Here is a 24,598-nt window from a genome sequence, read left to right as displayed (position 1 = left end):
TCCCCTATCGTCCGATCGCGCGGTTGCCAAGCCGCCACCGGACCCGCGGGAAGGGCTGAGCCCACTGGCCATATCCTGCGCGGTCACACCTGACCTTTGTGCAGCCGGATTTGCGGGTCGTCGGCGCCTCATGCACGGAGGTTCGCTTATGACCCGATCCCTTCCCGACCATCCCCATATCGACCAGTTGAAACGCCAGGCCAAGGAACTGCTGGTGGCCTATCGGCGCGGTGACGCCGACGCCCTCGCCCGCTTCCGGGCCAGCCTGCCGGCGGCCCGAGGCAAGGACGACGCGGCCCTGGCGGCGCTGACCCTGCGCCTGCACGACGCCCAATCCTGCCTGGCGCGCGAATATGGCTTCCCCTCCTGGGCGGAGCTGGATGCCTTCGTGACCAGCCGGCGGGCCACCTCCGCCGACAGGGCGGAGGCGCGGCTGGAATGGCTGCGCCTGGTGTATCCCGGTGACATCAGCGGCAGCATGCGCCGTCCGCGGCCAGCCGCCGCTTTGCGCCTGCTGGCGGAGAACCCGGATGTGGCGACGGGCGACCCCATCCTGGCCTGCGCCATCGGCGACGTGGACCGCGTGCGCCAGGCCATCGCCCAAGACCCCGCCTGGGTCAACCGCGTCGGCGGCCCGCTGCGGCTGCCGCCCCTGGTGGCGGTCGCCCACTCCAGCCTGGCGCGGGTGCCGGAGGTGGCCGGGCGCCTGCACGCCTGCGCCCGGGCCCTGCTGGCGGCAGGCGCTGATCCCAACCAGGCGGTGGGCAACCGCTGGCCGCCCGCCAGCGTGGCCCAGCCGTCGGAAACGGAACGGCTGTCGGCCCTTTACGGCGCTGCCGGGCAGAACCATGACCCGGTCCTCACCGCCCTGCTGCTGGACGCCGGGGCCGATCCCAACGACGGGGAGTCCCTCTATCATGCCCTGGAAAGTCCGGCCTGCGTAGACTTGCTGCTGAAGGCCGGCGCCGTTGTCGCGGGCACCAACGTCCTGTACCGGGCGCTGGACCTGGACAATCTGCCGGTGCTTCGGCTGCTGCTGGCCCATGGCGGCGACGCCAATGAACCGGTGCGCAATCGTCCCATCTCCGACTGGGGATCGCCGCTGCTGTGGGCCATCTACCGGCGCCGCTCCGCCGCGCACATCGCGGCCCTGCTGGCGGCGGGCGCCGACCCGGCCGCCCGCCTGCCGGACGGTACCAGCGCCTACACGGTCGCCCTGCGCTTCGGCATGGCGGATGTGGCGGAGGTGCTGCGCCAGGCGGGCGGAGGTGCTGCGCTGTCGCTGGAGGACCAGTTCGTCGCCGCCTGTGCCGCCGGGGATGAGGCGGCGGCGCGCGCCCTCCAGGCCCAGCGGCCGGACCTGCCTGCCAGCCTGTCGGACCGGCAGCGGTGCCTGCTGCCGGAGTTGGCAGCGCAGGGGGGCTGCGACAACGCCATCGCCGTCATGGTCCGCCTGGGCTGGCCCCTGACCGTGCAGGCCGGGGACTGGAACGCCACCGCCCTGAACCATGCCGTGTTCCGGGGGGACGCCGCCCTCACCCGCTTCCTGCTGGACCACGGCGCCCGCTGGACGGAGAGGCACGGCTACGGCGACGATGTCAGCGGCACCCTGTCCTGGGCGACGCTCAACCAGCCGGAGGACAGCGGGGATTGGGTGGCCTGCGCCCAGGCCTTGCTGGCCCACGGTATGCCCGTGGCCAAGGCACCGGCGGACGGCCATGGCGGTGTCCTGATCGATGGCCAGAGGAAGTGGTTCTCGGAAGAGGTGACGGAGGTCCTGCTGGCCGCCATCACCTGAAAAGGAAAGTAAGGGCCGGCGCGCATCATGCCGGCCCTCATCAAGGTGGGGATTGCCAAGTGCCCATCCAAGCGTCAAGGCGATCCCGCCTCCGCCACCAGTTGCGGCGCAGCATCGCACGCGCGGTTGGCGGGACAGACGGCGCCGGTGGGGCGGATGTTGACCACGGCCGTGCCGGTGCGATCCAGGCCCAGGACCCGGGCGGCCGCGGCCGACAGGTCCAGCACCCGGCCCTTCACGAAGGGGCCCCGGTCGTTCACCCGCACCTGCACCACCTGGCCGTGGGCCGACACCTCGATCACTGTGCCCAGGGGCAGGGTGCGGTGGGCGGCGGTCAGTCCCTCGGGGTCGTAGGCTTCGCCGCTGGCGGTGCGGTGGCCCGCATGCTCCCGCCCGTACCAGCTGGCCTTGCCGACCTGGGTGTGGTCATCCCCTGTCGTGGTGTTCCCCAGGGCCAAGGCCGGCGCAAGCGCCAGCCCGGCACCCAAGGCTAGGCAACCCCATAGCTGCGTCCTCATGGGACTCTCGCCGTCGTTGTTGAAATGGGTCGGGGCTTAGCCGCCGAAGGGAATCAGCACGTCCAGGCCGAAGGTGGTCTGTCCCTGATCACCGGCGAAGGGCCGGGCGTCGCCCAGCGAGCGGTCGTAGCGCACCTCCGGCCGCAGGGCGAGGCCGTCGGGAAGGGCGTCCCAACCCAGGGTGGCCGCCGGCTTCCACGTCACACCCGCGGTCAGCGCCATATAGGTCGCCCCCTGCCCCGCCGACAACACCGGCGCGCGCGTGGGCTGCCCGGCCTCCGCCAGGACATAGTCCTGGTTGCCCTGATAGGCTGAAACGTAGAAGCCCTGGACGTCGCGGAACAGCTCAGTCCGCAGGGTCAGCGACACGGCGTCGCTATACTTCCAGGTGGCGTACTGGGCGGCGCCGAACGCCTCCGCCTTCACCAGGTCGTCGCGGACGTAGTTCAGCTCGGTGATCAGGGTCAGGGCGTCGCTGGCCTTCACCGTCAGCACGGCGTCGTTGATCCAGCGCGCCTCGTCATTGGCGTTCTTAAGTCCCAGGGGAGCCTTGGTGCTGGCATTCTCCGGCCCGACATGGGTCAGGGCCACCAGGGTGACGGTGCTGTCGGCATTGGCGTAGCCGAAGCCGAAGATGCCGGACCAGGCGTCGTTGTTGTCGCCATCCTTGCCCAGGCTGGTGTTCACGCCGCTGTCGACGCCGCCGTAAAGGTCGATGCCGCCCGACAGGTGCAGGGTGGCCAAGGCACCGGTGTGCTTGAACGGCAGGCCGAAGTTGAAGATGTAGCTGTGGCTGTACAGCGGGTTGCTGGACGCCACGATGGTCTCGGCGCCCAGGGGCGAGGCGTACTGCCCCACCTTCAGGTCCAGGCTGCCGCCCGCCACGTCGGGGACGTGGAAGGTCACGTTGGCCTCCACGATGTCCAGCTGCGTGCGCTCGCCGATGGTGCGGTCAAGCTCACCCAGGAAGTGGGTGTAGCGGGCGTCTGTGCCGTACATGCCCTGCAGCTTGAAGCCCCAGCCGAAGTCGTCGCCCGAGCCCGCGTCCTTGGCGATGGTGCCCACGGCCTGGTTCAGCACCAGCTGGTCGGTGCGGTCGGTGAACAGGTGCCCATAGTTGGGGCCGCGGTCGGCGCCATGGTCCGCCGCCGTGATGCCGGCCTCCACCAGGCCGCTGACGGTGATGCCGGCGGGGGCGGGCGCAGCGGCGGCGTCCTCATCCGCGCGGGCAGCGGCCGCGCCCAGCATCAAGGCGCAGGCGGCCGTGGCCGAGGCGACGCGCAGCGCGGTGCGGCGGCGGGGAATGGTGGACTGGATGGAATGCGACATGGGAAGGCATCTCTTGATCTTCTTGGCCGGCGGGGTGCCGGCTTGGACGCCAAGAGACGTCAACGCCGCCTTAAAGTTCGATGTGAAAGCCGGGGATCGAAAATCAAAAAGCCTTTATTCAACCTGCCAACCCGGGGCCGTCCTCCCCCGGGGCTAACGGTTAGCGCCGCCTACCCCCATTGTTGAACAATGTGACCGCGTCATCCGTCACCCTTGGCAAACGCCCATCTGGTGTGAAAGCATAGTGCCCACTAACCCCGCCTCGGCATGAAGGCGGGCACATAATGGGAGGAGACCAGCGCATGACGATGCTGTGGGAAAAGTCCTATCCGCCGGGCATCGAGTGGAACAGCGAACCGCCCCTGCCCACCTTGGTGGAGGATTTGGACCGCGCCGTCGCCACCTGGCCCGCCAATCCCTTCCTGATCTGCATGGGCCAGACCATGGATTTCGCCACCTTCGGTGCGCTGTGCGCCCGCGTGGCGGCCAACCTGGCCAAGCTGGGCGTGGGCCCGGGCGTGCACGTCGGCCTGCACCTGCCCAACACACCCCATTTCGTGCTGGCCTTCTACGCCGTGCTGAAGGCCGGCGGCGTGGTCGTTCCGCTGAGCCCGCTGGATGCGGAGCGGGAGCTGACGCACAAGCAGACCAAGGCCGACATCCGCCTGGTCATCAGCTTCGCCGGCCTGGCGGACAAGCTGCCCCTGGCCGAGGGCGTGCGCCTGGTGGTGGCCGGCCCCACCGACTTCGCCGGCCAGGGCGTGCCGGCGGAGGCCCTGCCCAGCGGCGCCCTGCCCTACACCGCCCTGCTGGCGCCCACGGAACCGCCGGCCGCCGGCTGGCCCAAGCGCGCGCTGGACGACCTGGCCACGCTGCAATTCTCCGGCGGCACCACCGGCCTGCCCAAGCCCGCCATGCTGACCCACCAGAACCTCAGCGCCTCGGCCGGGGCCTATGACGTGTTCAGCCGATTCATGGGGCTGACGCCGGGCCAGGAACGCATGATGGTGGTGCTGCCCCTGTTCCACATCTACGCGCTGGACACGCTGATGGTGCGGGCAATGCGCAACGGCTACTGCATGATCCTGCATCCCCGCTGGGACACCGATGCCGTGCTGGACAGCATCCGCGACCACCGGCCCACCCTGTTCGCCGGCGTGCCCACCATGCACCGGGCCATCGCCTCCAGCCCCCGGGTGAAAGACATCGACTTCAGCAGCCTGAAGTTCGTGGGCAGCGGCGGCGCGCCCCTGCCCGTGGAACTGGCGCACGAGTTCGAGGCCGCCACCGGCAAGCCGGTGCTGGAAGGCTGGGGCATGAGCGAGACCAGCCCCGCCGGCACCATCACCCCGCCGCATAGGCGCAAGGTCGGCTCCGCCGGCATCCCCATGCCGGGCATCACCATCGAGATCCGCGACCTGACCGACCCGCACAAGACCCTGGGCGCGAACGAGAAGGGGGAGATTTGCATCAAGGGCCGCAACGTCACCCAGGGCTATTACAAGCAGCCGGAGGAGACGCGCGAGGCCTTCATCGACGGCCTGTTCCGCACGGGCGACATCGGCTACCTGGACGATGACGGCTTCATGTTCATCGTCGACCGGCGCAAGGACATGATCCTGTCCGGCGGCTACAACGTCTATCCCCGCGTGGTGGAGGAAGCGATCTATGAGCACCCCGCCGTGGCGGAGGTGATCGTCATCGGCATCCCCGACAGCTATCGCGGCGAAAGCGCCAAGGCCTTCGTCACCCTGCGCCCGGACGCCACCCCCTTCAGCCTGGAAGAACTGCGCGCCTTCCTGGCCGACAAGCTGGGCCGGCACGAGCTGCCGGCGGCGCTGGAGTTCCGCGACATCCTGCCCAAGACCGCCGTGGGCAAGCTGTGGAAGCAGCCCCTGGTGGCGGAGGAACGCGCCAAGGCCGCCCAGGGACCTGAAAAGGTGGCGGCGCCGGCGGCGGAGTAAGCACCGAGCAATGCCCTGAAACGGAACGGCGCCCCGGCGAAACCGGTGGCGCCGTCGCCGTCTTCGCGGGTATGTCCTGAGGCGCGTCCGCCCCGTATTCCCGAGGAATCCTGATGAGCACCCCGGCCACGAACACTCCGGAAAGCCGCGCCGACTATCGCCACTTCCAGCCCATCACCACCCGCTGGGCGGACAACGACGCCTACGGCCACGTCAACAACGTGGTCTACTACAGCTACTTCGACACGGCGGTGAACCAGCACATGATCGAGAAGGGCGTGCTGGCGCCGGACAGGGGGACCGCCATTGCCCTGGTGGTGGAGACGCAGTGCCGGTATTTCGCGCCCATCACCTTCCCCGACCGGGTGACGGTGGGGGTACGGGTGGCACACATGGGCCGCAGCAGCGTGCGCTATGAACTGGCGCTGTTCCGCAATGACGAGGATGCGCCGGCCGCCGCCGGGCACTACGTCCATGTCTATGTCGACAACGCCACCCGCCGCCTCACCCCCATTCCGGAGGATGTGGCGGCCGTGCTGCGCACCATGGTGGCGGCGCCGGCGGAAAAGGCTTAAGGCGCGGGGTTGGCCTGGGCGGCCAGGGTCCGGGCGCGGCGGCCGGCCAGGCCGGTGCTGAAGACAAAGCCCACGCCGGCCAGGGCCAGCACCAGATCCACCACCAACGCCGCCGCCGGCAGGTCCGTGCCATGGCGGGCGGCATGGGCACCGGCCAGCAGCACCAAGGCGGCCCCCAGGAGCAGGCGCAAGGTCCGCGACGCCCGCTCACCCGTGGGCGCCGCCAAGCTCAACAGCGGCAGGATCGCCACCAGGCCCCAGAAGCTCCAGAGATAGACCGCCTCCCGCGCCAGATCGGGCGCCAGGGTGAAGGCGGCCGAGACGGTCGCCGCCAGGGGCACGCCCCAGGTCACGCCGGCCCAGGCCCGTTCCAGCCGGGGCAGCGGCCGGCCCCGATCGCGCCGCCGGGCCAGGAAGATGGAAAACCCCGTGGCGGTGACGATGCTGAGCGCCAGGCCCAGCACGCCATAGACCAGGCGCACCGGCAGGCCGCCGTAGGTGGCGCAGTGCAAGGCCAGTGAGGCGCCATAAACGCGCATGCCGACGGGCCCGTCCAGGAAGCCCAACGGCGCCAGCAGCTTGCCCTCGCCATCGAAATAGTTGCGGTCGCCCTGGGTCAGACCGTCGTGGCGGGTCATGTCCAGCAGGATGCGCTGCCCCTTGGTGCCCGGCCGCTCGACATAATAGAAGCGGGAGATGCGCGCCGCCCCGGTCGTGGGGTCGGCCACCTGCGCCTGCAGCAGGGCGATGGGCGGCAAGGGCTGCGGGCCGGCGTCGGCCGCGACCTGGGCGCCGCTCAAGGGGGCGTAGGCGCGGGCGAGGTCCCCTTTGTAGCCCACCTGGGCCACGGTCAGGATCATCAGGCTGGCCAGCGCGAACAGCGCGCCGGTAACGGTGATGGCGACGTGGAAGGGCAGGCCCCAGACGCTGAGCCGGTTGTGCAGGTCGGCCAGGCCCAGGCGCCGCGCGCCGGTCAGCCGCAGGGCGAAGGCGTCGCGGAAGATGCGCGGGTGGGCCAGGATGCCGGAGAACAGCAGCGACAGCAGCACGATGCCGACCGTGCCAACCGCCAGGCCCGCCCACACCCCCGGCAGGCTCAACTCCATGTGGACCTCGCCGATAAAGTCGGTCCAGGCATCGGACGGCGTATCGGCCAGCACGCCGTCGGCGCCGGCCCGCCAGGTGACAGCGCCGGCCGGCGTGAAGGCGCGCACCGCCAGGTGGGGCCAGTCCGGCCGGGGCAGCAGGCCGTAAAGGCCGGTCACCTTCTCCGCCCCGCCCGCCTGTTGGGCCGCGCGTGCCAGGCCGGCGGCCAGGGCCTGGTCCACCACCTCCGGCGCCAGGGTGGCGGTCTCCGGCGTGCCGGCCCATTCCCAGCGGCTGAGATCATCGGCGAAGACGGCGACGGCCCCGCTGAGGCAGACGATGTAGACCAGCGCGCCCAGCCCCAGCCCCAGGGCCGAATGCCCGGCCAGGGAGGACTGGACGACGCCACCCCGGGCGCGGGGCGTGGCGCCGGGCTTGGCCGCAGTGGCGGGGTCGGCCCTGCGGCGGGCCAGGACGCGGGCGGCGATGCGCTTCAACATGTCTTCCCCCCTCAGACGCGGGACAGCCAGGCGGCCGCCACGGCGGCACCGGCCGTCAGCGGCAGCAGCAGGCCCACCCGGGCCAGGCGCGCGTCCACCAGCGCCCAGGTCATGGCAATACCCCAGCCGATAGGGCCGATGAAGCCGGCGGCCACGAGGCGGTCGGCCTCCATCCCACCGGCGCGCACCGCCACCAGGGCGGCCACCGACATACCGGTGGCGGCGGCCAGCGGGCCGGCCAGCAGGGTGCGGGCCGTCCCGCGCAGGAAGGTCACCCAGGCCCGCCGGCCCGGTTCCACCGGCATGGCCACGGGGGCCTTGGGCGCGCGGTGCGGCCGGCGGCGCCGGTCCCGGCCCAGGATCACCACGCCGTAGCCCACCAGGGAGAAGGCCAGGAAGCCGATGACGACGGCCTTGTCGGCGTCGGCCACGGCCAGCCAGCCGGCGAAACCCGCGGCGATCAGGGCCCAGCCCGGCAGGGCACGCCAGCGCGGGGCCGTGGCCGAGGCCCATACCCGCCGCAGCAGGACGATGCCCAGCACCGTCAGGGCCAAGCCCCCCAAAAAGCCCATCGTCGCCGTCATGCCGTCGCCCAAATCCCAAGGATGTCGCGGGCATCCGGCCGATCGTCCCCGTCCGGCGCCCTTAGCGTCCGGCACTATAAATAAGAGTAATTCGCAATTGCAACTTCGAACATCATTCCCAGACGGCGGTGGCGCCGCCCAGCGGCCCCGCCGGCCGGTCCCAGGCCAGCGGCGCCCCGGCCACGGTCACCGGCGCCGCCAGGCGGCGGGCTGGCCCCCAGCCGGTCTGTTCGAGGGCGGGATTGAAGTCGGTGTCGGTCTCGGGCGCCAGAGGGGGCGCGTCCATCACCCCCGCCCCGCCGTCCAGCAGCAGGCGGGCGGTGCTGGCCAGGGCGGTGCGGCCCGCCGTGCCCTGGCCGGTGCGCGCCCGGAGCGCCAGGCCGCGCAGCGCCATGGCGGCCAGGATGTAGCCGGTGGCGTGGTCCAGCGCCTGCACCGGCAGGGGCGTGGGCTTGTCGCGGCCCAGCAGGCGCATGCCGGCCTCGGCGATGCCGGCGCTCATCTGCACCAGGCTGTCGAAGCCGCGCCGCCCGGCCCAGGGCCCGTCCCAGCCATAGGCGTCCAGGCAGATATCGACCAGGCCGGGGTTGAGCGCACGGCGGCTGTCCGCATCCAGGCCCAGGCGGGCCAAGGCGTCCGGGCGATAGCCATGGACCAGCACGTCGGCCCGGGCCAGCAGGCGCTTCAAGGTCGCCACATCGTCGGCCCGCTGCAGGTCCAGGCGGGCGCAGCGCTTGCCCAGGGTCATGTCCGGTTCCAGGTTGGGTTCCGCCCAGCCGGGCGGGTCGATGCGCAGCACCTGGGCGCCGCAGCCGGCCAGGAAGCGCGTGGCCGTGGGCCCGGCCAGGATACGGGTCAGGTCCAGCACACGGATGCCGGCCAGGGGCCGGACGGGATCCGGCCGCCACCCCTCGACACCCTGCCCCGCCGTTTCCAGGGTCAACAGGGGGGAGGCCGCCACGGCGCGGCCCTGAGGGTGTTCGGCCCACGCCTCGGCGCTGCGCATCTCCGCGGCGCAGCCGCCGGCCGCCACCACCGCCGCCTCAAGATCGCCCGCCGTCCAGCCCGCCACGGCCCGGGCCACCGCCGCCCGGTCCGCCGGCACGCCGAGCACGGACAAGGCAGCGGCGCGGTGGTGCGGGGCGTTGGTGTGCAGGCGGATCCAGCCGTCGGCGGCGCGGTAGTCGCCCGCCACCGCGTCCCAGGCGGGCGGCAGGTCCCAGCCCTGGGGCCGCAGGGCATAGCCGAACCAGGCAGAGGACAGGCGGCGGTCGGCCACCACCCCGTCCGCGCCCGCCAGCTCGGCCAGGGCCAGGCCGGCGGCGGCCACCGAGGCGACCGCCAAGTCGCTGACGGCGAAGACGGACGGCAGGCTGCCGGCGCCGGTGAAGCGCACCCGGTCCAGCGCGTCGGGCGCGCCGCCCAGGGCCTGCCAGATGGTCTTGAGGAAATGATGGCCGGGGGTGGTCATGGTCGGTTCTCCGCTGGCTTCAGGGACGGCCCGACGATGAACCGGTGACAATAATCGTCAATGTTGATTAACTGATTCAATATTGATTGAGACGATCAACGAGGGGGCGCCCGATGGCCGACCTGCTGACCGCCGCCCAGGCCGCCACCCGGCTGGGCGTCTCCCGCCAGACGCTGTACGCCTATGTCAGCCGGGGGCTGCTGCGGGCCCAGCCGGACGGGGACACGCGCGAGAGCCGCTACCTGGCGGCGGAGGTCGACCGGCTGGCCCTGACCCGCATCCGGGGCCGCCGGCCCAAGGACATCGCCAAGGCCACGCTGGACTGGGGCCTGCCCGTGCTGGAGTCGGCCATCACCCTGATCCAGGACGGCCACCTCTACTACCGGGGCCGCGACGCCGTGGACCTCGCCGCCCGCGCCAGCGTGGAGGAGGTGGCCGGCCTGCTGTGGCGGGTGGCGCCGGAGGAGGCGTTCGGCGGCCCCCTGCCCCAGCCGGCGCAGGCCTTCGCCGTGGCCCAGGCGGCCTTCCACGGCCGCCGGGCGGAGGAGGCGCTGCTGCCCCTGCTGGCCCTGGCCAGCGAGGACGCCGACACCGCCGCCTGGCAGCGGGCGCCCGGCCGGCTGGCGCAGGGGGCGGCGGCGCTGGTGCGGCTGCTGACGGCCTGCCTGCTGGGCACAGCCCCCGCCGCCGGCCCCATCCACAAGCAATGCGCCCAGGCGTGGAAGCTGGACAAGGACGGCGCCGAGCTGGTGCGCATGGCCCTGGTGCTGTGCGCCGACCATGAGCTGAACGCCTCCAACTTCACCGCCCGCTGCATCGCCTCCACCGACGCCAGCCTGCGGGCGGCCGTCATCGGCGGGCTGGCAGCCCTGGGCGGCCCGCGCCACGGCGGCCTGACCGCGCGGGTGGAAGCCCTGTGGGATGAGGTGGGCGCGGACGGCGAGACCGCCGCCCGCCTGCGCCAGCGCCTGGCGCGGGGGGAGGACATCCCCGGCTACGGCCACCCGCTGTACCCCACCGGTGACCCCCGCGCCGCCGCCCTGCTGGGCCGCATCCTGCCCTTGCGCCCCACCTGGGCCGTGGTGCAGGCGCAGACCCAGCGCCTGGTGGGCCAGCCGCCGGTGATCGACACCGCCCTGGTGGCGCTGCGCCGCCATCTGGGCCTGCCCAGGGGCGCCGCCTTCGGCCTGTTCGCCCTGGGCCGCTCGCTGGGCTGGATCGCCCACGCGCTGGAGCAGCGCGCCGATGCCCAGCTCATCCGCCCGCGTGCGCTCTACACCGGGCTGCGGCCCGGGCCGGAGCGGCCGCGCGGCGATTGAAGGCCGCCGGCAGCCCCGCTACATCCTGTCGCAGGAACCGGCGCCGCCGCCGCGCGCTTCCCGTCCTGGGTGAGCCCTTACCGGGGCCGCCCTTGGCACCATTCGCGAGAAGGCGGCGACGATGCCCGGCAGAAAGCTTTTCCCCGACAGCGTGATCCCCCTGCCCGCCGGCCAGGGCCTGGCGACCCAGGGCCTGCTGATCAGCCCGGCGGAGCCCCGCCACCGGGCGGCGGCCATGTCCCTGCACTTCGCCCTGAGCCTGCCCGAGGGCAAGCAGCGAGAACTGGAGGACAGGGTGGCGGCCGGCGAGGTCATCCCCTTCGCGGAGCAGGCGCGGGACTATGCCGCCGACCCGGCCGCCGCCGACCGCCTGGCGCGGTGGCTGACGGCCCAGGGCTACACCATCGACCAGGTGACGCCCGACCACACCACGGTCTACGCCACCGCCCCCGCCGGCACCATCGAGGCCAGCCTGGGCGTGACCATGGTGCGGGTGACGCGCGACGGCCACGCCTACACGGCGGCCTGCGACACGCCCAGCCTGCCCGACGACGTGGGCGGCCCGGTGTTCCACATCGGCGGCCTGCAACCCTTCCTGCGGCCCAACAAGCACTATCGCATCAGCCATCACAAGCCGCCGCCCGATGGCGTCCCCCCCGATGGCGTCCCCGATGACCCTACGGACACGGCCGCGCCGCAAAAGCAGAAGAAGAAAAAGAAGAAGCCGGCGGCGGCCGACCCCACCCAGCCGCCCTACACCGTGCCCGCCATCCTGAAGGCCTACGGCGCCGACGGGCTGGGCCTGACGGGGGCGGGGCAGGAGATCGCCATCCTGATCGACACCGTGCCGCTGGACAGCGACCTCACCCTGTTCTGGCGGGCCAACGGCGTCAGCGCCGACCTCGGCCGCGTCACCAAGATCAACGTCGCCGGCGGCACCCTGCCCTCGCCGGAGGGGGAGGAAAGCCTGGACGTGGAATGGACCAGCGGCATCGCGCCCGGCGCCGGCATCCGCGTCTACGCCTGCGGCTCCCTCTCCTTCACCGCGCTGGACCAGGCCCTGGACCGCATCATCGCCGACGCCGCCCAGCGGCCCGCCCTGCGCCAGCTGTCCATCAGCCTGGGGCTGGGCGAGACCTATCTGCAGGGCCCCTCGGGCGAGATGGCGACCCAGCACCAGAAGTTCCTGAAGCTGGCGGCGGCCGGCGTGAACGTCTTCGTCTCCAGCGGCGACGCCGGTTCCAACCCCGACGACACCGGCCATTCCTCCAAGGGCCCCCTGCAGGTGGAGTATGAGGCCAGCGACCCCTGCGTCATCGGCGTGGGCGGCACCTCCCTGCGCCTGGGCGCCGATGGCCATGTGGCGGCGGAGGTGGCCTGGCCGGGCAGCGGCGGGGGCAAGAGCGTGGACTTCCCCCGCCCGGCCTGGCAGGTGGGCAACGGCGTGCCGGCGGGCGGGCAGCGCCTGGTACCCGACGTCGCCGGCCCCGCCGACCCCAACGAGGGCGCGCTGCTGTACCTGAACGGCCAGAAGGAGCAGATCGGCGGCACGAGTTGGAGCGCGCCGCTGTGGGCCGGCTTCTGCGCCCTGATCAACGAGGCGCGGACCAAGGCGGGCAAGGGCGCCCTGCCCTTCCTGAACCCGCTGCTCTACCCGCTGCTGGGCACGCCCTGCTTCCGCGACATCACCCAGGGCAGCAACGGCGCCTATAGCGCCGGCCCCGGCTATGACCTGGTGACCGGCCTGGGTGTGCCCAACGTGGCCCAGCTGGTCAGCCGCCTGCAGAACAGTTAGGGCGGGCCAGTTAAGGGCGGGGACGGCCTTCACACTGCCCCCTCTCGCTGCCCCCTCACACGGGCTGGGCCGTCACCTCCAGCATCTTCTTCACCAGGCCAATGCGGTCCACGTCGTGGCGCCGCGCCATTTCCCATTCCCCCACCATGATGGAGCTGTCGACGATGAAGCGGCAGCGCTCATACCGCCGCTCCATATAGCGGGCCAGCAGGTCGCCCAGCGGCGCGTCCTGGGGCAGCAGCTCGGCCAGCACCACGGCGTCCTCGATGGCCATGCCCGCGCCCTGGCCCAGGTGCGGCGTGGTGGCGTGCACGGCGTCGCCCAGCAGGACCACCCGGCCCCGGTACCAGGGGGCCGGCATCATCAGCACCTCCATAGGCTTGTAGACCACCTGGGCCGGGTCGGTGATCCGGTCGCGCAGGGCCCCGATCAGGCCGCCGAAGCCCTTCATCCGGTCGCGCATCAGGGTGTGCAGCTGGTCGGCCGGCATGCGGGGGTTGCCCGGCTCCTCCGACGTCACGAACAGGTACATCAGGTCGTGGGACAGGGGGCAGAGGCCGGCATTGCCGTCCGCGCCGGTGAAGGCCGCCAAATGGTCGATCTCCGCCGGCCTCGGGAAGTTGTGGCGCCAGACCGACTGGCCGGTGTGGCGCGGCCGATGCTCGTCTCCAAACAACAGGCCGCGCACCTTGGAATAGAGCCCGTCCGCCCCGACCACGACGTCATAGCGGCCGGTGGTGCCGTCGCTGAAGGTTACGTCCACGCCGGCGTCGTCCTGGTCCAGCCGCTCCACCGTCGTGCCCAGGCGCACGGCCGTGCCCTTCTCCAGCGCAGCGCCGCTCAGCACCGTGTGTAGGGCCAGGCGGCTGATGCCCAGGTTGGCGGGGTATTGCGGGCCCGCCAGGCGCTGGCCCGGTATCTTGGCCAGCAGGCGGCCGTCGGGGGCGTACATGCCCACCGCCTCGAACGGGAAGCCGGCGTCGAGGTAGCGGTCCACCAAGCCTAAGTCGGCCATGGCGCGCACGACGTTGCATTGCTGGATGATGCCGACGCCGTAGACCGTCCATTCCTTCTGCAGTTCCACCAGGTCCACGGCCAGGCCCCGGTCGCGCAGGGCCGACGCCAGGGACAGGCCGCCGATGCCGCCCCCCACGATCAGCACCCGGCTCACACGCTGCGCCATCATCCTCCCTCCCGTTCGCTTGGTATGGGCGTTTGTTATGGCGGCAACGGTACGGCGGCCGGCAGCATCGGTTGAGGCGTATTTTCCGATGCGCGTCCATCGGCGCGGCCGATATCAGCGCCCTCCTTCGACGGGCCTTGCGCTCAGCGAACGGCTGATCCATCTATCGGTTCTGCCGTACCAAAGTGCGGCGAGGTATCACCTCGAACAATAAAATAGGGAGGATGGGCGCCCATGCGCTTCCGCCGTTTCGACCTGAACCTGCTGGTGGCCCTGGACGTGCTGCTGGAGGAGCGCAACGTCTCGCGCGCCGCCCACCGCCTGCACCTCAGCCAATCGGCCATGAGCGGGGCGCTGGCCCGACTGCGCGATTATTTCGATGACGAAATCATGGTGATGGTGGGCCGCGCCATGGTGCCCACGCCCCTGGCGCTGGCGTTGGTGGAGCCGGTGCGCGACATCCTGATCCGGGTGCAGACCACCATCGAGGCGCGCCCCACCTTCGACCCCGCCACGGCCCAGCGCGTGTTCCGCGTGGTGGCGTCGGACTATGTGACCGAGGTGGTGCTGGCCCGCGCCATCCGCCGCCTGCGGCGCGAGGCGCCGGGCTTGCGGCTGGAGATCAGCGCCGTGGCCGACGACATCCACGACCGCCTGAACCGGGCCGACGTGGACCTGGTGATCTCCCCCGACGCCTACCTCACCAGCGACCAGCCCAAGGAAATCCTGTTCGAGGAGACGCACAGCTGCGTCGTCTGGCGCGACAACGCGGCCGTGGGCGACAGCCTGACGTTCGAGCAGTACCTGGACATGGCCCACGTGGTGGTGATCATCGGCGGCAAGCGCACCCCGGCCTTCGAGCAATGGTTCCTGGACCGCTACGGCTACGCCCGCACCATCGGCGCCGTCGCCCCCGACTTCTCCTCCGTCGCCCCCATCCTGGTGGAGACGGACATGATCAGCACCATGCACACGCGCCTGGCCCGCCTCTACGCCCAGCACCTGCCCCTGCGCGTCCTCCCCGCCCCCATCGAGTTCCCGGTGCTGACCGAGATGATGCAGTGGCACTACCAGTTCGACCGCGATCCCGGCCTGATCTGGCTCAGGGGGTATTTGCGGGAGTGCGCCGGGGAGTGAGGACGGGGAGCGCTGGTAGAACCGGCGCCGGCGTTTTCAACCGCGCGCCCGGCGCGCGCCGGGATGAGCCCTTTCGGGGAAGGAAAGCGGTATGACGTTCTACCATTCAGGCAGGGCTTGAAACCGCAGGCCCACTTTTCATTTCCCTGGCGTGGGGGCAAGGCATCGCCTGCAAGCCCCATCGCAGCCGTCTTAATGAAAAGGTCCAGGGCCCCGACCATGCTCCTCCCAGCCTTGCGAGAGAACATCAGAACCCTGCTTCTCAGATGGGAAGATCAGGTACTTTGGATGTATTTGGATAGTGAGGGCTTGGTGACGGTAGGCTGTGGCACCCTGTTAGCGACCGCCGAAAGCGCCAGCGCTCTTCCTTTCCTTCATAAGGGCAACAACCAGCCGGCCAGCAAACTTGAGGTCGAAGCCGCTTGGCGCGCCTTGTTCATTGGACACCAGGAGCAGAAGTCCGCCGCGCCCCACAAAAAACACACGGCGGCGCATTATGAGAATGACAGTGATCTACGGATCACCCAAGCAACCGCCAACACCCTTTTGGACGCCCACTTGGATTCGGATCATCTCCATCTAAAACTGATCTATCCCAAGTTCGATGATTTTCCGGACGATGCGAAGCTCGCGTTGTTCGACATGATCTACAATTTGGGCGCTGGGCGCAGCAAAACCCGCCATCACCGGGCCGCCGGACTGATGGCCTATTCAACCATGAACCATGCGATCAATAGCGGCGACTGGGCCAAAGCGGCAAAGTGCTGCTTTCGTCACGGCATCCAAGCCGAGCGCAATAAGGTCACAGCGGCCTTGTTCGAGCGGTGTGCCCAGGCCCAAAAGGGGAGGAGCGTTTGAAGCTCGGTTTCGTATTACCCATCGTCACCATGTTAATGGCGGCGGGGCCGACGGCAGCGCTGGCCGATGATCAATTCCTTGGGAAATGGCACGACAACTCCCCCCAGCGCCGGCCAATGGGGACCCTGGAGATCACCACCGACAAGATCAAGTTGGGGAAAGTCACCTACGATGTCGTGCCCAAGGGACCTTTTGGCAATGGGATCCTCTATGCGGTGAAGGACCTTACGCCGAAGCCCGATCCCCGCCCTTGCGGTGCGAGCGATCCGGCCACCTACTTCATCGTCAAGCCCCTTCCCCCAGATCCCATCGTCCCGCAGGCAACCATTTTGGTGATCTTCTATTCCGGCGCCAACGCGCCCAGGCCGGAAACGCTGGACAGTGATGTTGGCGTTTGCGGTCAGCATCCCTTTGGGCGGAGCAAGTAGCGCCTGCGCGATCGGGACATGGCACGTGGTAGTGATCATGGGCGGACAGCACACCGCGTTCGGGCAGTGGCTCTCAGTTCCAGAGCTGCGTTGACAGGAAACCCGCTTGAACCTCGGCATTGCCCGCACCTTGCCCATGGTGACCCTGCTCGTACTCGGGGCGAACGCTGCCTGCGCGGATGATCAAATCCTGGGCAAGTGGAAGGACAATTCCCCCCAGCGCGCGCCTATCGGCGCCTTGGAAGTGACGAACGACAAGATCACCCTGGGGAAGGTCACCTATGACGTGGCGCCGGTCGGACCCTTCGGCACCGGCACCCTCTACGCGGTCAAGGGCCTCAACCAGAAAGCCGATCCTTATGGCTGCGGTCCCTCCCACAAGGTGACCTATCTGATCCTTCAGCCCAACGCGCCGGACACCAGTTCCCTTTCAACGTATCTTCGGGTCACCTTTTATTTGGGCGCGGAAGCGCCAAAACCCGAAACGCTGGGCGACGACATGTGGGTCTGTGGCGCGCATCCGTTCGCCCGGGACAGGAAATAGATGAGGCGCGGCATTTCATCGGCGCTGCTGTCCTTGCCCCTGCTGCTGATGGGCACGGCACCGGCGTGGGCCGATGATCGCTTCCTGGGGAAATGGACCGACTCCGCCCCCAAGAACGATCCAATGGGCCCGCTTGAGATCACCAGCGACAAGATCACCGTGGGGAAGGTCACCTATGAGGTGACCCAGGCCGGCCCCTTTGGCGAGGGCGCCCTGTACACGGTCAACGGCCTGAACCGGAAAACCGATCCCAATGGCTGCGGCCCCACCAAGAAGCTCAGCCACATCATCGTGCGGCCCAAGCCCACCATCGCCAACGCCACCTACAGCGCCATCGTGGTGACCTTCTATGCGGCACCGGAGGCGCCCAAGCCGGACACCCTCAATGAGATGGCGGTTTGCGGCGAGCATCCCTTCGGCCGGAAAGAATAAGCATCGACGGCCGCCGAGGCGTGATGGTGGCGCAGTTCAAGAAGGCAAGCACAATGCGCCGCCATCCCTTGCCGTTATTCTTGCCGGCCCTGCTCCTGCTCGGGGCGAACTCGGCCCACGCCGACGACCAGATTCTGGGCAGGTGGATGGACAATTCCCCCCAACGCGCGCCCATCGGCGCCTTGGAGGTGACGAGGGACAAGATCACCCTGGGGAAAGTCACTTACGACGTGACACCAGCCGGGGCCTTCGGCACGGGCACCCTCTACGCGGTCAAGGGCCTCAACCAGAAAGCCGATCCCTATGGCTGCGGCCCCACCGGCAAGCTGACCTACCTGATCATGGAACCCCTGCCGCCGGATCCCTCCGTCAATCAGGAAGCCCTGTTGGTGATCTTCTACTCCGGCCCGAACGCGCCCAAGCCGGAAACGATCAAGACTGACTTCGGCGTTTGCGGTCAGCATCCTTTTGGGCGGGGCAAGTAGCGCCCGTGCAATCCGCCGAGCCGTGGGCAAGGGCCTATGGCTCAAGCCCCCCTGACATGGCGCATGTGGTGGTGATCATCGGCGGCAAGCGCACGGCGGCCTTCGAGCAATGGTTCCTGGACCGCTACGGCTACGCCCGCAAGGTCGGCGCCGTCGCCCCCGACTTCTCCTCCGTCGCCTCCATCCTGGTGGAGACGGACATGATCAGCACCATGCACACCAGGCTTGCCCGCCTCTACGCCCAGCACCTGCCCCTGCGCGTCCTCCCCGCCCCCATCGAGTTCCCGGTGCTGACCGAGATGATGCAGTGGCACTACCAGTTCGACCGCGATCCTGGCCTGATCTGGCTCAGGGGGTATTTGCGGGAGTGAGCGGAGAAGTAAGGGGCGGCGTCAGGCCGGATGCCCCGACATCGCCAGCCCGGCGCCCAGCAAGGTCAGAGCGAAGCACAACACCAGCATGATCTTGAGGAAAGGCCGCCGCTGGCTCCACCGGTTCCCGGGCAGGTCGGCGGCCAACAACAGCCCCCAGGCGCCGATGGTCGCGGCGACCATGCCCAGCGTGGCAACCTCATAGCGCTTGTCGGCCTGGGCGAAAAACGCCAGCAGGCCGCCCAGCAGTATCAGCCACTGCCCATAGCGACCAACCCAACCACGAAAGGTCACCAGCGTCATCTCATCATCCGCCGATTATACTCACTCGAATACCGGGGCCATAACCGCCCCAGGCGCGCGGCCTCCCAGGAACCGCCGGGCATGAGATGCCCGGTTATGGCGCCCAAGGCGGTCGACACCGTGGCCCGCGCCGTCGCGGTGCTGAGCGCCGCCCCACTGAGCGCCGCCGCCCCTGCCACCTCCGGCAGCATGGTCGTGACGGCGGCGCCAACAACAACACCCGCCCCCACGGCGAAGATGTCCTGCGCCAAGGCGGAGTAGAAGCTGGGTGGATTGTAGATCCCTTGAATGTCCGGCATCTTTCCACCGAAATTCTTGGTGGCGTAGTAGTCGAATTCCCGATCCGACAGAGCGAAGGGCCATTCGTCCGGGTCTTGGGTGACCTGGAACTTGGTCATGATCATCCAGGAATAGAATGGTCCCCAGCCAGGCTTATGGCGGAAGGTATCCAGCTCCTTCTCGAATGCTTGTCGGAAAGTGTCGCTTCTGCGGATCAGGCATAGCCCCGCCACCAGGACGCGCGCCCTCAGTGGATCGGATGTCTGGTTCAGCAGCGCGAAGTCGCAATTCGCTTCGTTCAGCAGCAAGGCCAGGGCGTCGTCCTTAAGCCAACGATGGTTCACGGTGACGGTGTCGGCCATCTTTCATTCCCTTCCGTTTACCCGCTATGCGATAAGCAAACTGAGCCGCCCTTCAAATATGGCCCGGCGGCGGGTCGACAAGCTGGCTGTCCGGAAGGTGTAGGCGGAAGGGGTCTTTCATTCAATTCATGTGAAAGATTGCTGACCGCCAATTTCATCATTTCCTCCGATACATCCCTATCCAGCCTATCGATTTGATGAATGCATAATTGCGTTCTACCTTTGCCTGTAGCGGCACAGCAGGCGCCCAGGAACCGGCGCCCCGGCCCCTAGTCCCTTGGAAGAGCACGGAGTTTTCCCCGTGGGGGCTATGGGCCGGTCAACAAGGCCGCGCAGGGAGTGAACACATATGCACCGGATCGTGCGTCCGGCGACGGCTGCCGTCGCCCTTATGCTGACGCCTGGCGTGGGCCTCGCCCTCCTCTCCTCAACCGCCGTGGCGCAGAGCGCGGCCCCGGCCGAGAAGGGCGCCGCCGCCGCCGTGGCGGAGACCGGCCAGCTTGAGGATATCGTCGTCACCGCCGAGCGGCGGGAGCAGAGCCTGCAGAACGCGCCCATCGCCGTGTCGGCCCTGGGCGGGGCGGCGCTGAAGGACGCGGGCGTGGCCGACGTGTCGGACCTGACGCGCAGCGTGCCATCGGTGGTGATCGCCCCGGCGGCGGGCGGGGTGCCGCAGGTCTATGTGCGCGGCATCGGCACCTTCGCCTCCAACCAGTATGCCGAGCAGTCGGTGGCGGTGAACCTGGACGGCATCTACATCTCCCGCCCCGCCGGGGCCAACGGCTTCTTCTACGACATCCAGCGGGTGGAGGTGCTGAAGGGCCCGCAGGGCACGCTGTACGGCCGCAACGCCTCGGGCGGGGCGCTGAACGTGCTGCCGGAGACGCCGAAGCTGGACGCGCTGTCGGCGGCCGCCACGCTGGACATCGGCAATTACGACCTGCGCAAGGGCGACGCCTACGTCAACGTGCCGCTGAGCGACAAGGCGGCGCTGCGCGCCTCCGGCATGGTGATCGACCGCAAGGGCTACCTGACCGACGGCTACAACGACGACCAGGGCCAGGCCGGGCGCCTGCAACTGCTGCTGGAACCGACGGAAGACTGGCGGGTGCGCCTGTCCGGCGACTATTACCACCGGGGCGGCAAGGGCTCCGGCCAGGTGCAATACCCCTACGCCGACGCCGACACCCCCTGGATCGGCCCGTCCGACCCGCGCGAGGTCGCCGCCTATTACGCCGGGCTGCCGGCGGCCTCCGCCCACAACCCGCTGATCAGCAACGCCAAGGGCGACGGCTTCATCGACGACCAGTTCTGGGGCACGCATGCCGAGATCAACCACGATTTCAGCTTCGCCACCCTGACTGTCATTCCCGCCTATCGCGAGGTGCATGAGGACTACCTGTCCTATATCCCCTCCGCCTTCCGGGTGCAGAGCGACGCCCAGCAGAAATCGGTGGAGGCGCGGCTGGCGTCGCGGGATGCCGGGCCGCTGACCTGGCTGGCCGGCGTCTATTACTTCACCGAGGATGTGGCGGCCAACCAGGACTATGACCACTGGGTCCAGGAAACGGTGATCGACAGCAAGCTGACGGATGAGACGGTGGCCGCCTTCGGCCAGCTGACCTACGCGCTGACCGACAGCCTGCGCCTGACGGCCGGCGGCCGCTTCACCCATGAGGAGAAGACGCAGGACACCCAGTTCGGCACCGCCACCTTCAGCCCGGCCAAGCCCACGCTGGCCACCCGCGCCGACGACCGCATCTGGAACGCCGCCACCTGGAAGGTGGGCGTGGATTACGATCTGGCGCCGCAGTCGCTGCTGTACGCCAACATCGGCACCGGCTTCAAGGCGGGCGGCTTCTTCGCCAGCGCCGGGCCCGACACCTTCAACCCCGAGCACCTGACGGCCTACAGCATCGGTGTGAAGAACCGCTTCTGGGACAACCAGGTGCAGCTGAACGTCGAGGCCTTCGACTATGAATACCGCGACCAGCAGATCAGCTATCTGGCGCCCTCGCTGACCGGGGTGTCCAGCTTCCCCTACGCCCCCGTGTTCGTGACGCAGAATGTGGGCCGGTCGCGCATCCGGGGGTTCGAGGTGGAGGGGCGGTGGAAGGCCACGGCGCAGGACCTGCTGACCGCTAACGTGCAGTATATCGACAGCCGCTACACCAGCTTCACCTACAGCTATTTCTCCAACTTCGGCGCCCCGCCCTCCGTCGGCTGTCCGGCCGCGCTGGCCACCGGCACCAACCCGGCGCCCGTCCCGCCCTCCGCCATCTACTCGGTGAACTGCAGCGGCAAGCCCGGCACCAACGCCCCGCGCTGGACCGCCAACCTGGGCTATGAGCATGAGTTCCGCTTCGCCGACGGCTCCGGCCTGACGGCGGCGGCGGACATGTACCTCTCCGCCTCCTACTACACCGCCTACGATTATTTGGCGAAGCAGGTACAGGGCGGTTACCACATGACCAACCTGCGCCTGACCTACAATGCGGCGGACGACCTGTGGTCCGTCACCGGCTATGTCAACAACGTGGAAAACCAGGCGGTGGTCAGCACCAGCTTCCAGCCCAACCAGGCCTTCGGCAATGGCCTGAACTACGCCAACATCCGCCCGCCGCGCACCTACGGCGTCCGCGCCACGGTTCGGTATTAAGGGCCGGTATTAAGGGCCGTTATCGAGCGGCCGGCGCATTAATAAAACCGTGTTTCACAAATACTGATTGAAGGAACGGCGCCGTTTCCGCCCACCAGACAAGGTCAAGGGGCGGGGCGGCGCCGTGCACCCGTGTGCTCCCGCAGCATCAGTGACAAATTCTTATAAAAACGTATTATTATTTCGTTGCGCGGAACGCTTCTTTTCTGTCTCCTGCCCCCCGTCTGCACAGGCACGAATGGCGTCCGCCCAAGCGGCGCCCCGGACCCCGCCCGGGCCCGGCCAACAGCGCCATGCGTTGGGGACACAGATGAACCGACTGTTCCGGCCGGCGACGGCCATGGCCACCCTTTTCCTGGCCACTGCCCCCTTTGCCGCCGCCGCAGGGGCCATCGACGGTGCCACCGGCGGCGCCGACCCGGCGGACGCCGCATCCGATGCCGTGCTGAAGGACATCGTGGTCACGGCGGAACAGCGGATGGAGACGCTGCAGTCCGCCCCCATCGCCGTGCAGGCCGTGACCGGCGACAGCCTGGCGGCCGGCAGCCTGACCAACACCGCCGACCTGGCCCGCGCCCTGCCCGCCCTGGTGGTGGCGCCGGCCGCCGGCGGGACGCCCCAGCTCTACGTGCGCGGCATCGGCACCTATATCGTCAGCAGCTATGCCGAGCCGTCGGTGGCCTTCAACCTGGACGGCGTCTACGTCCCCCGCCCCGCCGGCGCCAGCCTGGTGTTCTATGACCTGCAGCGGCTGGAGCTGCTGCCCGGGCCGCAGGGCACGCTGTACGGCCGCAACGCCTCGGCCGGCGTGCTGAACGTCGTGCCGGAGGTGCCGGTGCTGGGCCAGACCTCGGGCCACGCCTCGCTGGAATTCGGCAACTACAACCTGCGCAAGGGCGAGGGCGCCTTGAACGTGCCGCTGGCGGACAAGGCGGCGTTGCGCGTGGCGGCCCAGGTGGTGGACCGCAAGGGCTATCTCTCCGACGGCTATGACGACGACCAGAGCCAGGCCGGCCGGGTGCAGGTGCTGCTGGAGCCGGCGGACGACCTGCATGTGCGCCTGGCCGCCGACTACGCCCACCGGGGCGGCAAGGGTGACGCCCAGGTGCAGTACCCCTTCGTGAACGGCGACAACCCCTGGATCGGCCCGTCCGACCCGGCGGCGGTGAAGGCCTATTACGCCGCCCTGCCGCCGCTGGCCCGCCTGAACCCGCTGATCCGCAACGCCCGGAACGACGGCTTCATCGACGACAGGTCCTGGGGCCTGAAGGCCGACATCGTGAAGGACTTCAGCTTCGCCACCCTGACCCTCACCCCGGCCTATCGCGGCATGGATGAGGATTACCTGGCCTATGTGCCCAGCGCCTTCAGCCTGAGCGGCCGCTCCCGCGCCACCTCCGTCGATGCGCGCCTGACGTCCAACGGCCAGGGGCCGCTGAGCTGGGTGGGCGGCGTCAGCTATTTCAATGAGCAGCTCTACGCCAACCAGTACTACGACAATTACATCCAGCACGCCGTGGGCAAGGGCGACCTGAACACCGAGTCCGAGGCCGTGTACGGCCAGGTGACCTACGCCGTGGCGCCGGACCTGCGCCTGACCGCCGGCGGCCGCCTGTCGCATGAAGAGAAGGCGCAGAACATCCTGTTCGGCAGCAACACCTTCTCCGCCGCCTTCCCCACCCTGCTGCCGCGCCAGGACACGCACGACTGGAACGGCGCCAGCTGGAAGGTGGGGACGGATTACGACGTGGCCCCCGGCTCCCTGCTGTATGCCACCATCGCCACCGGCTTCAAGGCGGGGGGCTTCTTCTCCTCCCCCGTCAACCAGCGCGACTACTATGGGCCGGAGCATCTGACGGCCTACACCGTGGGCCTGAAGAACAGCCTTCTGGGCGGCAAGGCCCAGGTGAACCTGGAGGCGTTCGATTACGAATACCGCGACCAGCAGATCACCTATACCGCCCCGGTGCAGACCGGCGTGCCGCTGGCGCCCTACGCCGCCCTGCTGGTGACGCAGAACGCCGGCCGGGCGCACATGCGCGGCCTGGCCGTGGACGGCAAGTGGCAGGTGACGGCGGACGATCTGCTGACCGCCAGCGGCCAGTACCTGGACACCGCCTACGACGATTTCCACTACCGCTACTACAGCGGCCTGGGCGCCTCGCCGGCCGTGGGCTGCGCCTACACCAACGCCTCGGCCACGGCGGTGCCCAAGCCCATCGGCGCCGCCCGGATCTGGGCGGTGGATTGCGCCGGCAAGCCCGCCATCAATGCCCCGCGCTGGACCGCCATCGTCGGCTATCAGCACGATTTCCGCCTGGACGGTGGCGGCACCGTCACGGCGGCGGCGGACGTGCACCTCTCCTCCTCCTACCAGACCGCGTACGACTACGCGCCGCAGCAGCTGCAGGGCGGCTACCACATGACCAACCTGCGCCTGACCTACACCCCGGACCATGGGTGGTGGAGCCTGACGGGCTATATCAACAACGTGGAGAACCAGGCGGTGGTGACCAGCGGCTACCAGCCCGCCCAGGCCCTGGGTGCCGGCTACAACACCGCCAGCATCCGCCCGCCCCGCCTGTATGGCGTGCGGGTGCGGGTGGCGTATTAAGGGG

General features: G+C 69.3%; 22 protein-coding genes. 14 read left to right on the top strand and 8 right to left on the bottom strand.

Annotated elements, in window-relative coordinates:
* The first annotated feature begins 148 nt into the window (after nt 1-148).
* On the top strand, nt 149-1,798 hold the full coding sequence (locus tag P5F91_RS13175; protein ID WP_277907372.1) for an ankyrin repeat domain-containing protein: 1,650 nt from the start codon (nt 149-151) through the stop codon (nt 1,796-1,798).
* A gap of 74 nt (nt 1,799-1,872) precedes the next feature.
* Here the strand turns inward: P5F91_RS13175 and P5F91_RS13170 are convergent, their stop codons facing one another.
* Both P5F91_RS13170 and P5F91_RS13165 read right to left on the bottom strand, forming a co-directional pair.
* Nucleotides 1,873-2,316, bottom strand: a complete 444-nt coding sequence (locus P5F91_RS13170; RefSeq protein ID WP_145609506.1) for a septal ring lytic transglycosylase RlpA family protein — start codon at nt 2,314-2,316, stop codon at nt 1,873-1,875.
* Nucleotides 2,317-2,352: 36 nt separating this feature from the next.
* A complete protein-coding gene (locus tag P5F91_RS13165) occupies nt 2,353-3,645 on the bottom strand; it encodes an outer membrane beta-barrel protein (RefSeq protein WP_145609507.1) in 1,293 nt (430 codons plus the stop codon).
* A gap of 302 nt (nt 3,646-3,947) precedes the next feature.
* On the opposite strand from P5F91_RS13165, the gene P5F91_RS13160 reads away from it, so the two are divergent.
* Together P5F91_RS13160 and P5F91_RS13155 are read left to right on the top strand one after the other, a co-directional pair.
* Nucleotides 3,948-5,609, top strand: coding sequence for a long-chain-fatty-acid--CoA ligase (locus P5F91_RS13160; protein WP_145609508.1), 1,662 nt, complete (start codon nt 3,948-3,950; stop codon nt 5,607-5,609).
* A 113-nt stretch (nt 5,610-5,722) separates the two neighbouring features.
* The gene (locus P5F91_RS13155; protein ID WP_277907371.1) at nt 5,723-6,184 is read left to right on the top strand and encodes an acyl-CoA thioesterase; all 462 of its coding nucleotides are present in this window, start codon (nt 5,723-5,725) and stop codon (nt 6,182-6,184) included.
* Here the strand turns inward: P5F91_RS13155 and P5F91_RS13150 are convergent.
* The 3 genes from P5F91_RS13150 to P5F91_RS13140 all read right to left on the bottom strand — a co-directional run bounded on the left by P5F91_RS13150 (nt 6,181) and on the right by P5F91_RS13140 (nt 9,825).
* Nucleotides 6,181-7,770, bottom strand: coding sequence for a PepSY-associated TM helix domain-containing protein (locus P5F91_RS13150; protein WP_145609510.1), 1,590 nt, complete (start codon nt 7,768-7,770; stop codon nt 6,181-6,183). The two genes, P5F91_RS13155 and P5F91_RS13150, sit on opposite strands and share 4 nt — an antisense overlap.
* An 11-nt stretch (nt 7,771-7,781) precedes the next feature.
* Nucleotides 7,782-8,354, bottom strand: a complete 573-nt coding sequence (locus tag P5F91_RS13145) for a hypothetical protein (RefSeq protein WP_145609511.1) — start codon at nt 8,352-8,354, stop codon at nt 7,782-7,784.
* Between the two features lie 112 nt (nt 8,355-8,466).
* The gene (locus P5F91_RS13140; protein WP_277907370.1) at nt 8,467-9,825 is read right to left on the bottom strand and encodes a CoA transferase; all 1,359 of its coding nucleotides are present in this window, start codon (nt 9,823-9,825) and stop codon (nt 8,467-8,469) included.
* A 113-nt stretch (nt 9,826-9,938) separates the two neighbouring features.
* Here P5F91_RS13140 and P5F91_RS13135 point away from each other — a divergent pair, with 113 nt between their 5' ends.
* The gene (locus P5F91_RS13135) at nt 9,939-11,144 is read left to right on the top strand and encodes a citrate synthase family protein (RefSeq protein WP_277907369.1); all 1,206 of its coding nucleotides are present in this window, start codon (nt 9,939-9,941) and stop codon (nt 11,142-11,144) included.
* Nucleotides 11,145-11,265: 121 nt separating this feature from the next.
* Entirely contained in the window at nt 11,266-12,939 is a 1,674-nt protein-coding gene (locus tag P5F91_RS13130) for a S53 family peptidase (protein WP_145609514.1), read from the top strand.
* A 55-nt stretch (nt 12,940-12,994) separates the two neighbouring features.
* On the opposite strand, the gene P5F91_RS13125 is transcribed toward P5F91_RS13130, so the two are convergent.
* The gene (locus P5F91_RS13125; RefSeq protein ID WP_277907368.1) at nt 12,995-14,125 is read right to left on the bottom strand and encodes an FAD-dependent oxidoreductase; all 1,131 of its coding nucleotides are present in this window, start codon (nt 14,123-14,125) and stop codon (nt 12,995-12,997) included.
* Between the two features lie 231 nt (nt 14,126-14,356).
* Between P5F91_RS13125 and P5F91_RS13120 the strand changes: the two genes are divergently transcribed.
* From P5F91_RS13120 to P5F91_RS13090, 7 genes are all read left to right on the top strand, one after another.
* Nucleotides 14,357-15,259, top strand: coding sequence for a LysR family transcriptional regulator (locus P5F91_RS13120; protein WP_277907367.1), 903 nt, complete (start codon nt 14,357-14,359; stop codon nt 15,257-15,259).
* Nucleotides 15,260-15,478: 219 nt separating this feature from the next.
* The gene (locus P5F91_RS13115) at nt 15,479-16,117 is read left to right on the top strand and encodes a lysozyme family protein (protein WP_145609516.1); all 639 of its coding nucleotides are present in this window, start codon (nt 15,479-15,481) and stop codon (nt 16,115-16,117) included.
* Nucleotides 16,114-16,545: a hypothetical protein gene (locus P5F91_RS13110; protein WP_145609517.1), complete on the top strand. Its 432-nt coding sequence runs from the start codon at nt 16,114-16,116 to the stop codon at nt 16,543-16,545. Before P5F91_RS13115 ends, P5F91_RS13110 begins: the two co-directional genes overlap by 4 nt.
* Before the next feature lie 106 nt (nt 16,546-16,651).
* Nucleotides 16,652-17,089 carry a hypothetical protein gene (locus tag P5F91_RS13105; protein WP_277907366.1) on the top strand — a complete coding sequence of 146 codons (438 nt, stop codon included), beginning with the start codon at nt 16,652-16,654 and terminating at the stop codon, nt 17,087-17,089.
* Nucleotides 17,090-17,521: a hypothetical protein gene (locus tag P5F91_RS13100; protein WP_277907365.1), complete on the top strand. Its 432-nt coding sequence runs from the start codon at nt 17,090-17,092 to the stop codon at nt 17,519-17,521.
* A 23-nt stretch (nt 17,522-17,544) separates the two neighbouring features.
* The gene (locus P5F91_RS13095) at nt 17,545-18,006 is read left to right on the top strand and encodes a hypothetical protein (protein ID WP_277907364.1); all 462 of its coding nucleotides are present in this window, start codon (nt 17,545-17,547) and stop codon (nt 18,004-18,006) included.
* Nucleotides 18,007-18,062: 56 nt separating this feature from the next.
* The gene (locus tag P5F91_RS13090; protein WP_277907363.1) at nt 18,063-18,377 is read left to right on the top strand and encodes a type 2 periplasmic-binding domain-containing protein; all 315 of its coding nucleotides are present in this window, start codon (nt 18,063-18,065) and stop codon (nt 18,375-18,377) included.
* Nucleotides 18,378-18,398: 21 nt separating this feature from the next.
* Here the strand turns inward: P5F91_RS13090 and P5F91_RS13085 are convergent, their stop codons facing one another.
* Both P5F91_RS13085 and P5F91_RS13080 read right to left on the bottom strand, forming a co-directional pair.
* A complete protein-coding gene (locus tag P5F91_RS13085; RefSeq protein ID WP_277907362.1) occupies nt 18,399-18,680 on the bottom strand; it encodes a hypothetical protein in 282 nt (93 codons plus the stop codon).
* Nucleotides 18,677-19,321, bottom strand: coding sequence for a hypothetical protein (locus tag P5F91_RS13080; protein WP_145609523.1), 645 nt, complete (start codon nt 19,319-19,321; stop codon nt 18,677-18,679). Before P5F91_RS13080 ends, P5F91_RS13085 begins: the two co-directional genes overlap by 4 nt.
* 349 nt (nt 19,322-19,670) lie before the next feature.
* On the opposite strand from P5F91_RS13080, the gene P5F91_RS13075 reads away from it, so the two are divergent.
* A complete protein-coding gene (locus P5F91_RS13075) occupies nt 19,671-21,980 on the top strand; it encodes a TonB-dependent receptor (protein ID WP_277907361.1) in 2,310 nt (769 codons plus the stop codon).
* A gap of 310 nt (nt 21,981-22,290) precedes the next feature.
* Entirely contained in the window at nt 22,291-24,594 is a 2,304-nt protein-coding gene (locus P5F91_RS13070) for a TonB-dependent receptor (RefSeq protein ID WP_277907360.1), read from the top strand.
* Nucleotides 24,595-24,598: the final 4 nt, after the last annotated feature.

This window comes from Nitrospirillum amazonense (genome assembly GCF_029594735.1).
GTDB lineage: Bacteria > Pseudomonadota > Alphaproteobacteria > Azospirillales > Azospirillaceae > Nitrospirillum > Nitrospirillum amazonense.
Note: the sequence above shows the minus strand (reverse complement) of the source record. Positions and strands in the feature narration are given on the sequence as shown.

Excerpts from the sequence above, each read along its gene's own strand:
- P5F91_RS13085 (WP_277907362.1), bottom strand. The coding sequence starts at position 18,680 with ATGACGCTGGTGACCTTTCGTGGTTGGGTTGGTCGCTATGGGCAGTGG.
- P5F91_RS13175 (WP_277907372.1), top strand. The coding sequence starts at position 149 with ATGACCCGATCCCTTCCCGACCATCCCCATATCGACCAGTTGAAACGC.
- P5F91_RS13115 (WP_145609516.1), top strand. The coding sequence starts at position 15,479 with ATGCTCCTCCCAGCCTTGCGAGAGAACATCAGAACCCTGCTTCTCAGA.
- P5F91_RS13090 (WP_277907363.1), top strand. The coding sequence starts at position 18,063 with ATGGCGCATGTGGTGGTGATCATCGGCGGCAAGCGCACGGCGGCCTTC.
- P5F91_RS13150 (WP_145609510.1), bottom strand. The coding sequence starts at position 7,770 with ATGTTGAAGCGCATCGCCGCCCGCGTCCTGGCCCGCCGCAGGGCCGAC.
- P5F91_RS13165 (WP_145609507.1), bottom strand. The coding sequence starts at position 3,645 with ATGTCGCATTCCATCCAGTCCACCATTCCCCGCCGCCGCACCGCGCTG.
- P5F91_RS13140 (WP_277907370.1), bottom strand. The coding sequence starts at position 9,825 with ATGACCACCCCCGGCCATCATTTCCTCAAGACCATCTGGCAGGCCCTG.
- P5F91_RS13130 (WP_145609514.1), top strand. The coding sequence starts at position 11,266 with ATGCCCGGCAGAAAGCTTTTCCCCGACAGCGTGATCCCCCTGCCCGCC.
- P5F91_RS13095 (WP_277907364.1), top strand. The coding sequence starts at position 17,545 with ATGGTGGCGCAGTTCAAGAAGGCAAGCACAATGCGCCGCCATCCCTTG.
- P5F91_RS13070 (WP_277907360.1), top strand. The coding sequence starts at position 22,291 with ATGAACCGACTGTTCCGGCCGGCGACGGCCATGGCCACCCTTTTCCTG.
- P5F91_RS13080 (WP_145609523.1), bottom strand. The coding sequence starts at position 19,321 with ATGGCCGACACCGTCACCGTGAACCATCGTTGGCTTAAGGACGACGCC.
- P5F91_RS13100 (WP_277907365.1), top strand. The coding sequence starts at position 17,090 with ATGAGGCGCGGCATTTCATCGGCGCTGCTGTCCTTGCCCCTGCTGCTG.
- P5F91_RS13075 (WP_277907361.1), top strand. The coding sequence starts at position 19,671 with ATGCACCGGATCGTGCGTCCGGCGACGGCTGCCGTCGCCCTTATGCTG.
- P5F91_RS13125 (WP_277907368.1), bottom strand. The coding sequence starts at position 14,125 with ATGATGGCGCAGCGTGTGAGCCGGGTGCTGATCGTGGGGGGCGGCATC.
- P5F91_RS13170 (WP_145609506.1), bottom strand. The coding sequence starts at position 2,316 with ATGAGGACGCAGCTATGGGGTTGCCTAGCCTTGGGTGCCGGGCTGGCG.
- P5F91_RS13160 (WP_145609508.1), top strand. The coding sequence starts at position 3,948 with ATGACGATGCTGTGGGAAAAGTCCTATCCGCCGGGCATCGAGTGGAAC.
- P5F91_RS13135 (WP_277907369.1), top strand. The coding sequence starts at position 9,939 with ATGGCCGACCTGCTGACCGCCGCCCAGGCCGCCACCCGGCTGGGCGTC.
- P5F91_RS13155 (WP_277907371.1), top strand. The coding sequence starts at position 5,723 with ATGAGCACCCCGGCCACGAACACTCCGGAAAGCCGCGCCGACTATCGC.
- P5F91_RS13145 (WP_145609511.1), bottom strand. The coding sequence starts at position 8,354 with ATGACGGCGACGATGGGCTTTTTGGGGGGCTTGGCCCTGACGGTGCTG.
- P5F91_RS13120 (WP_277907367.1), top strand. The coding sequence starts at position 14,357 with ATGCGCTTCCGCCGTTTCGACCTGAACCTGCTGGTGGCCCTGGACGTG.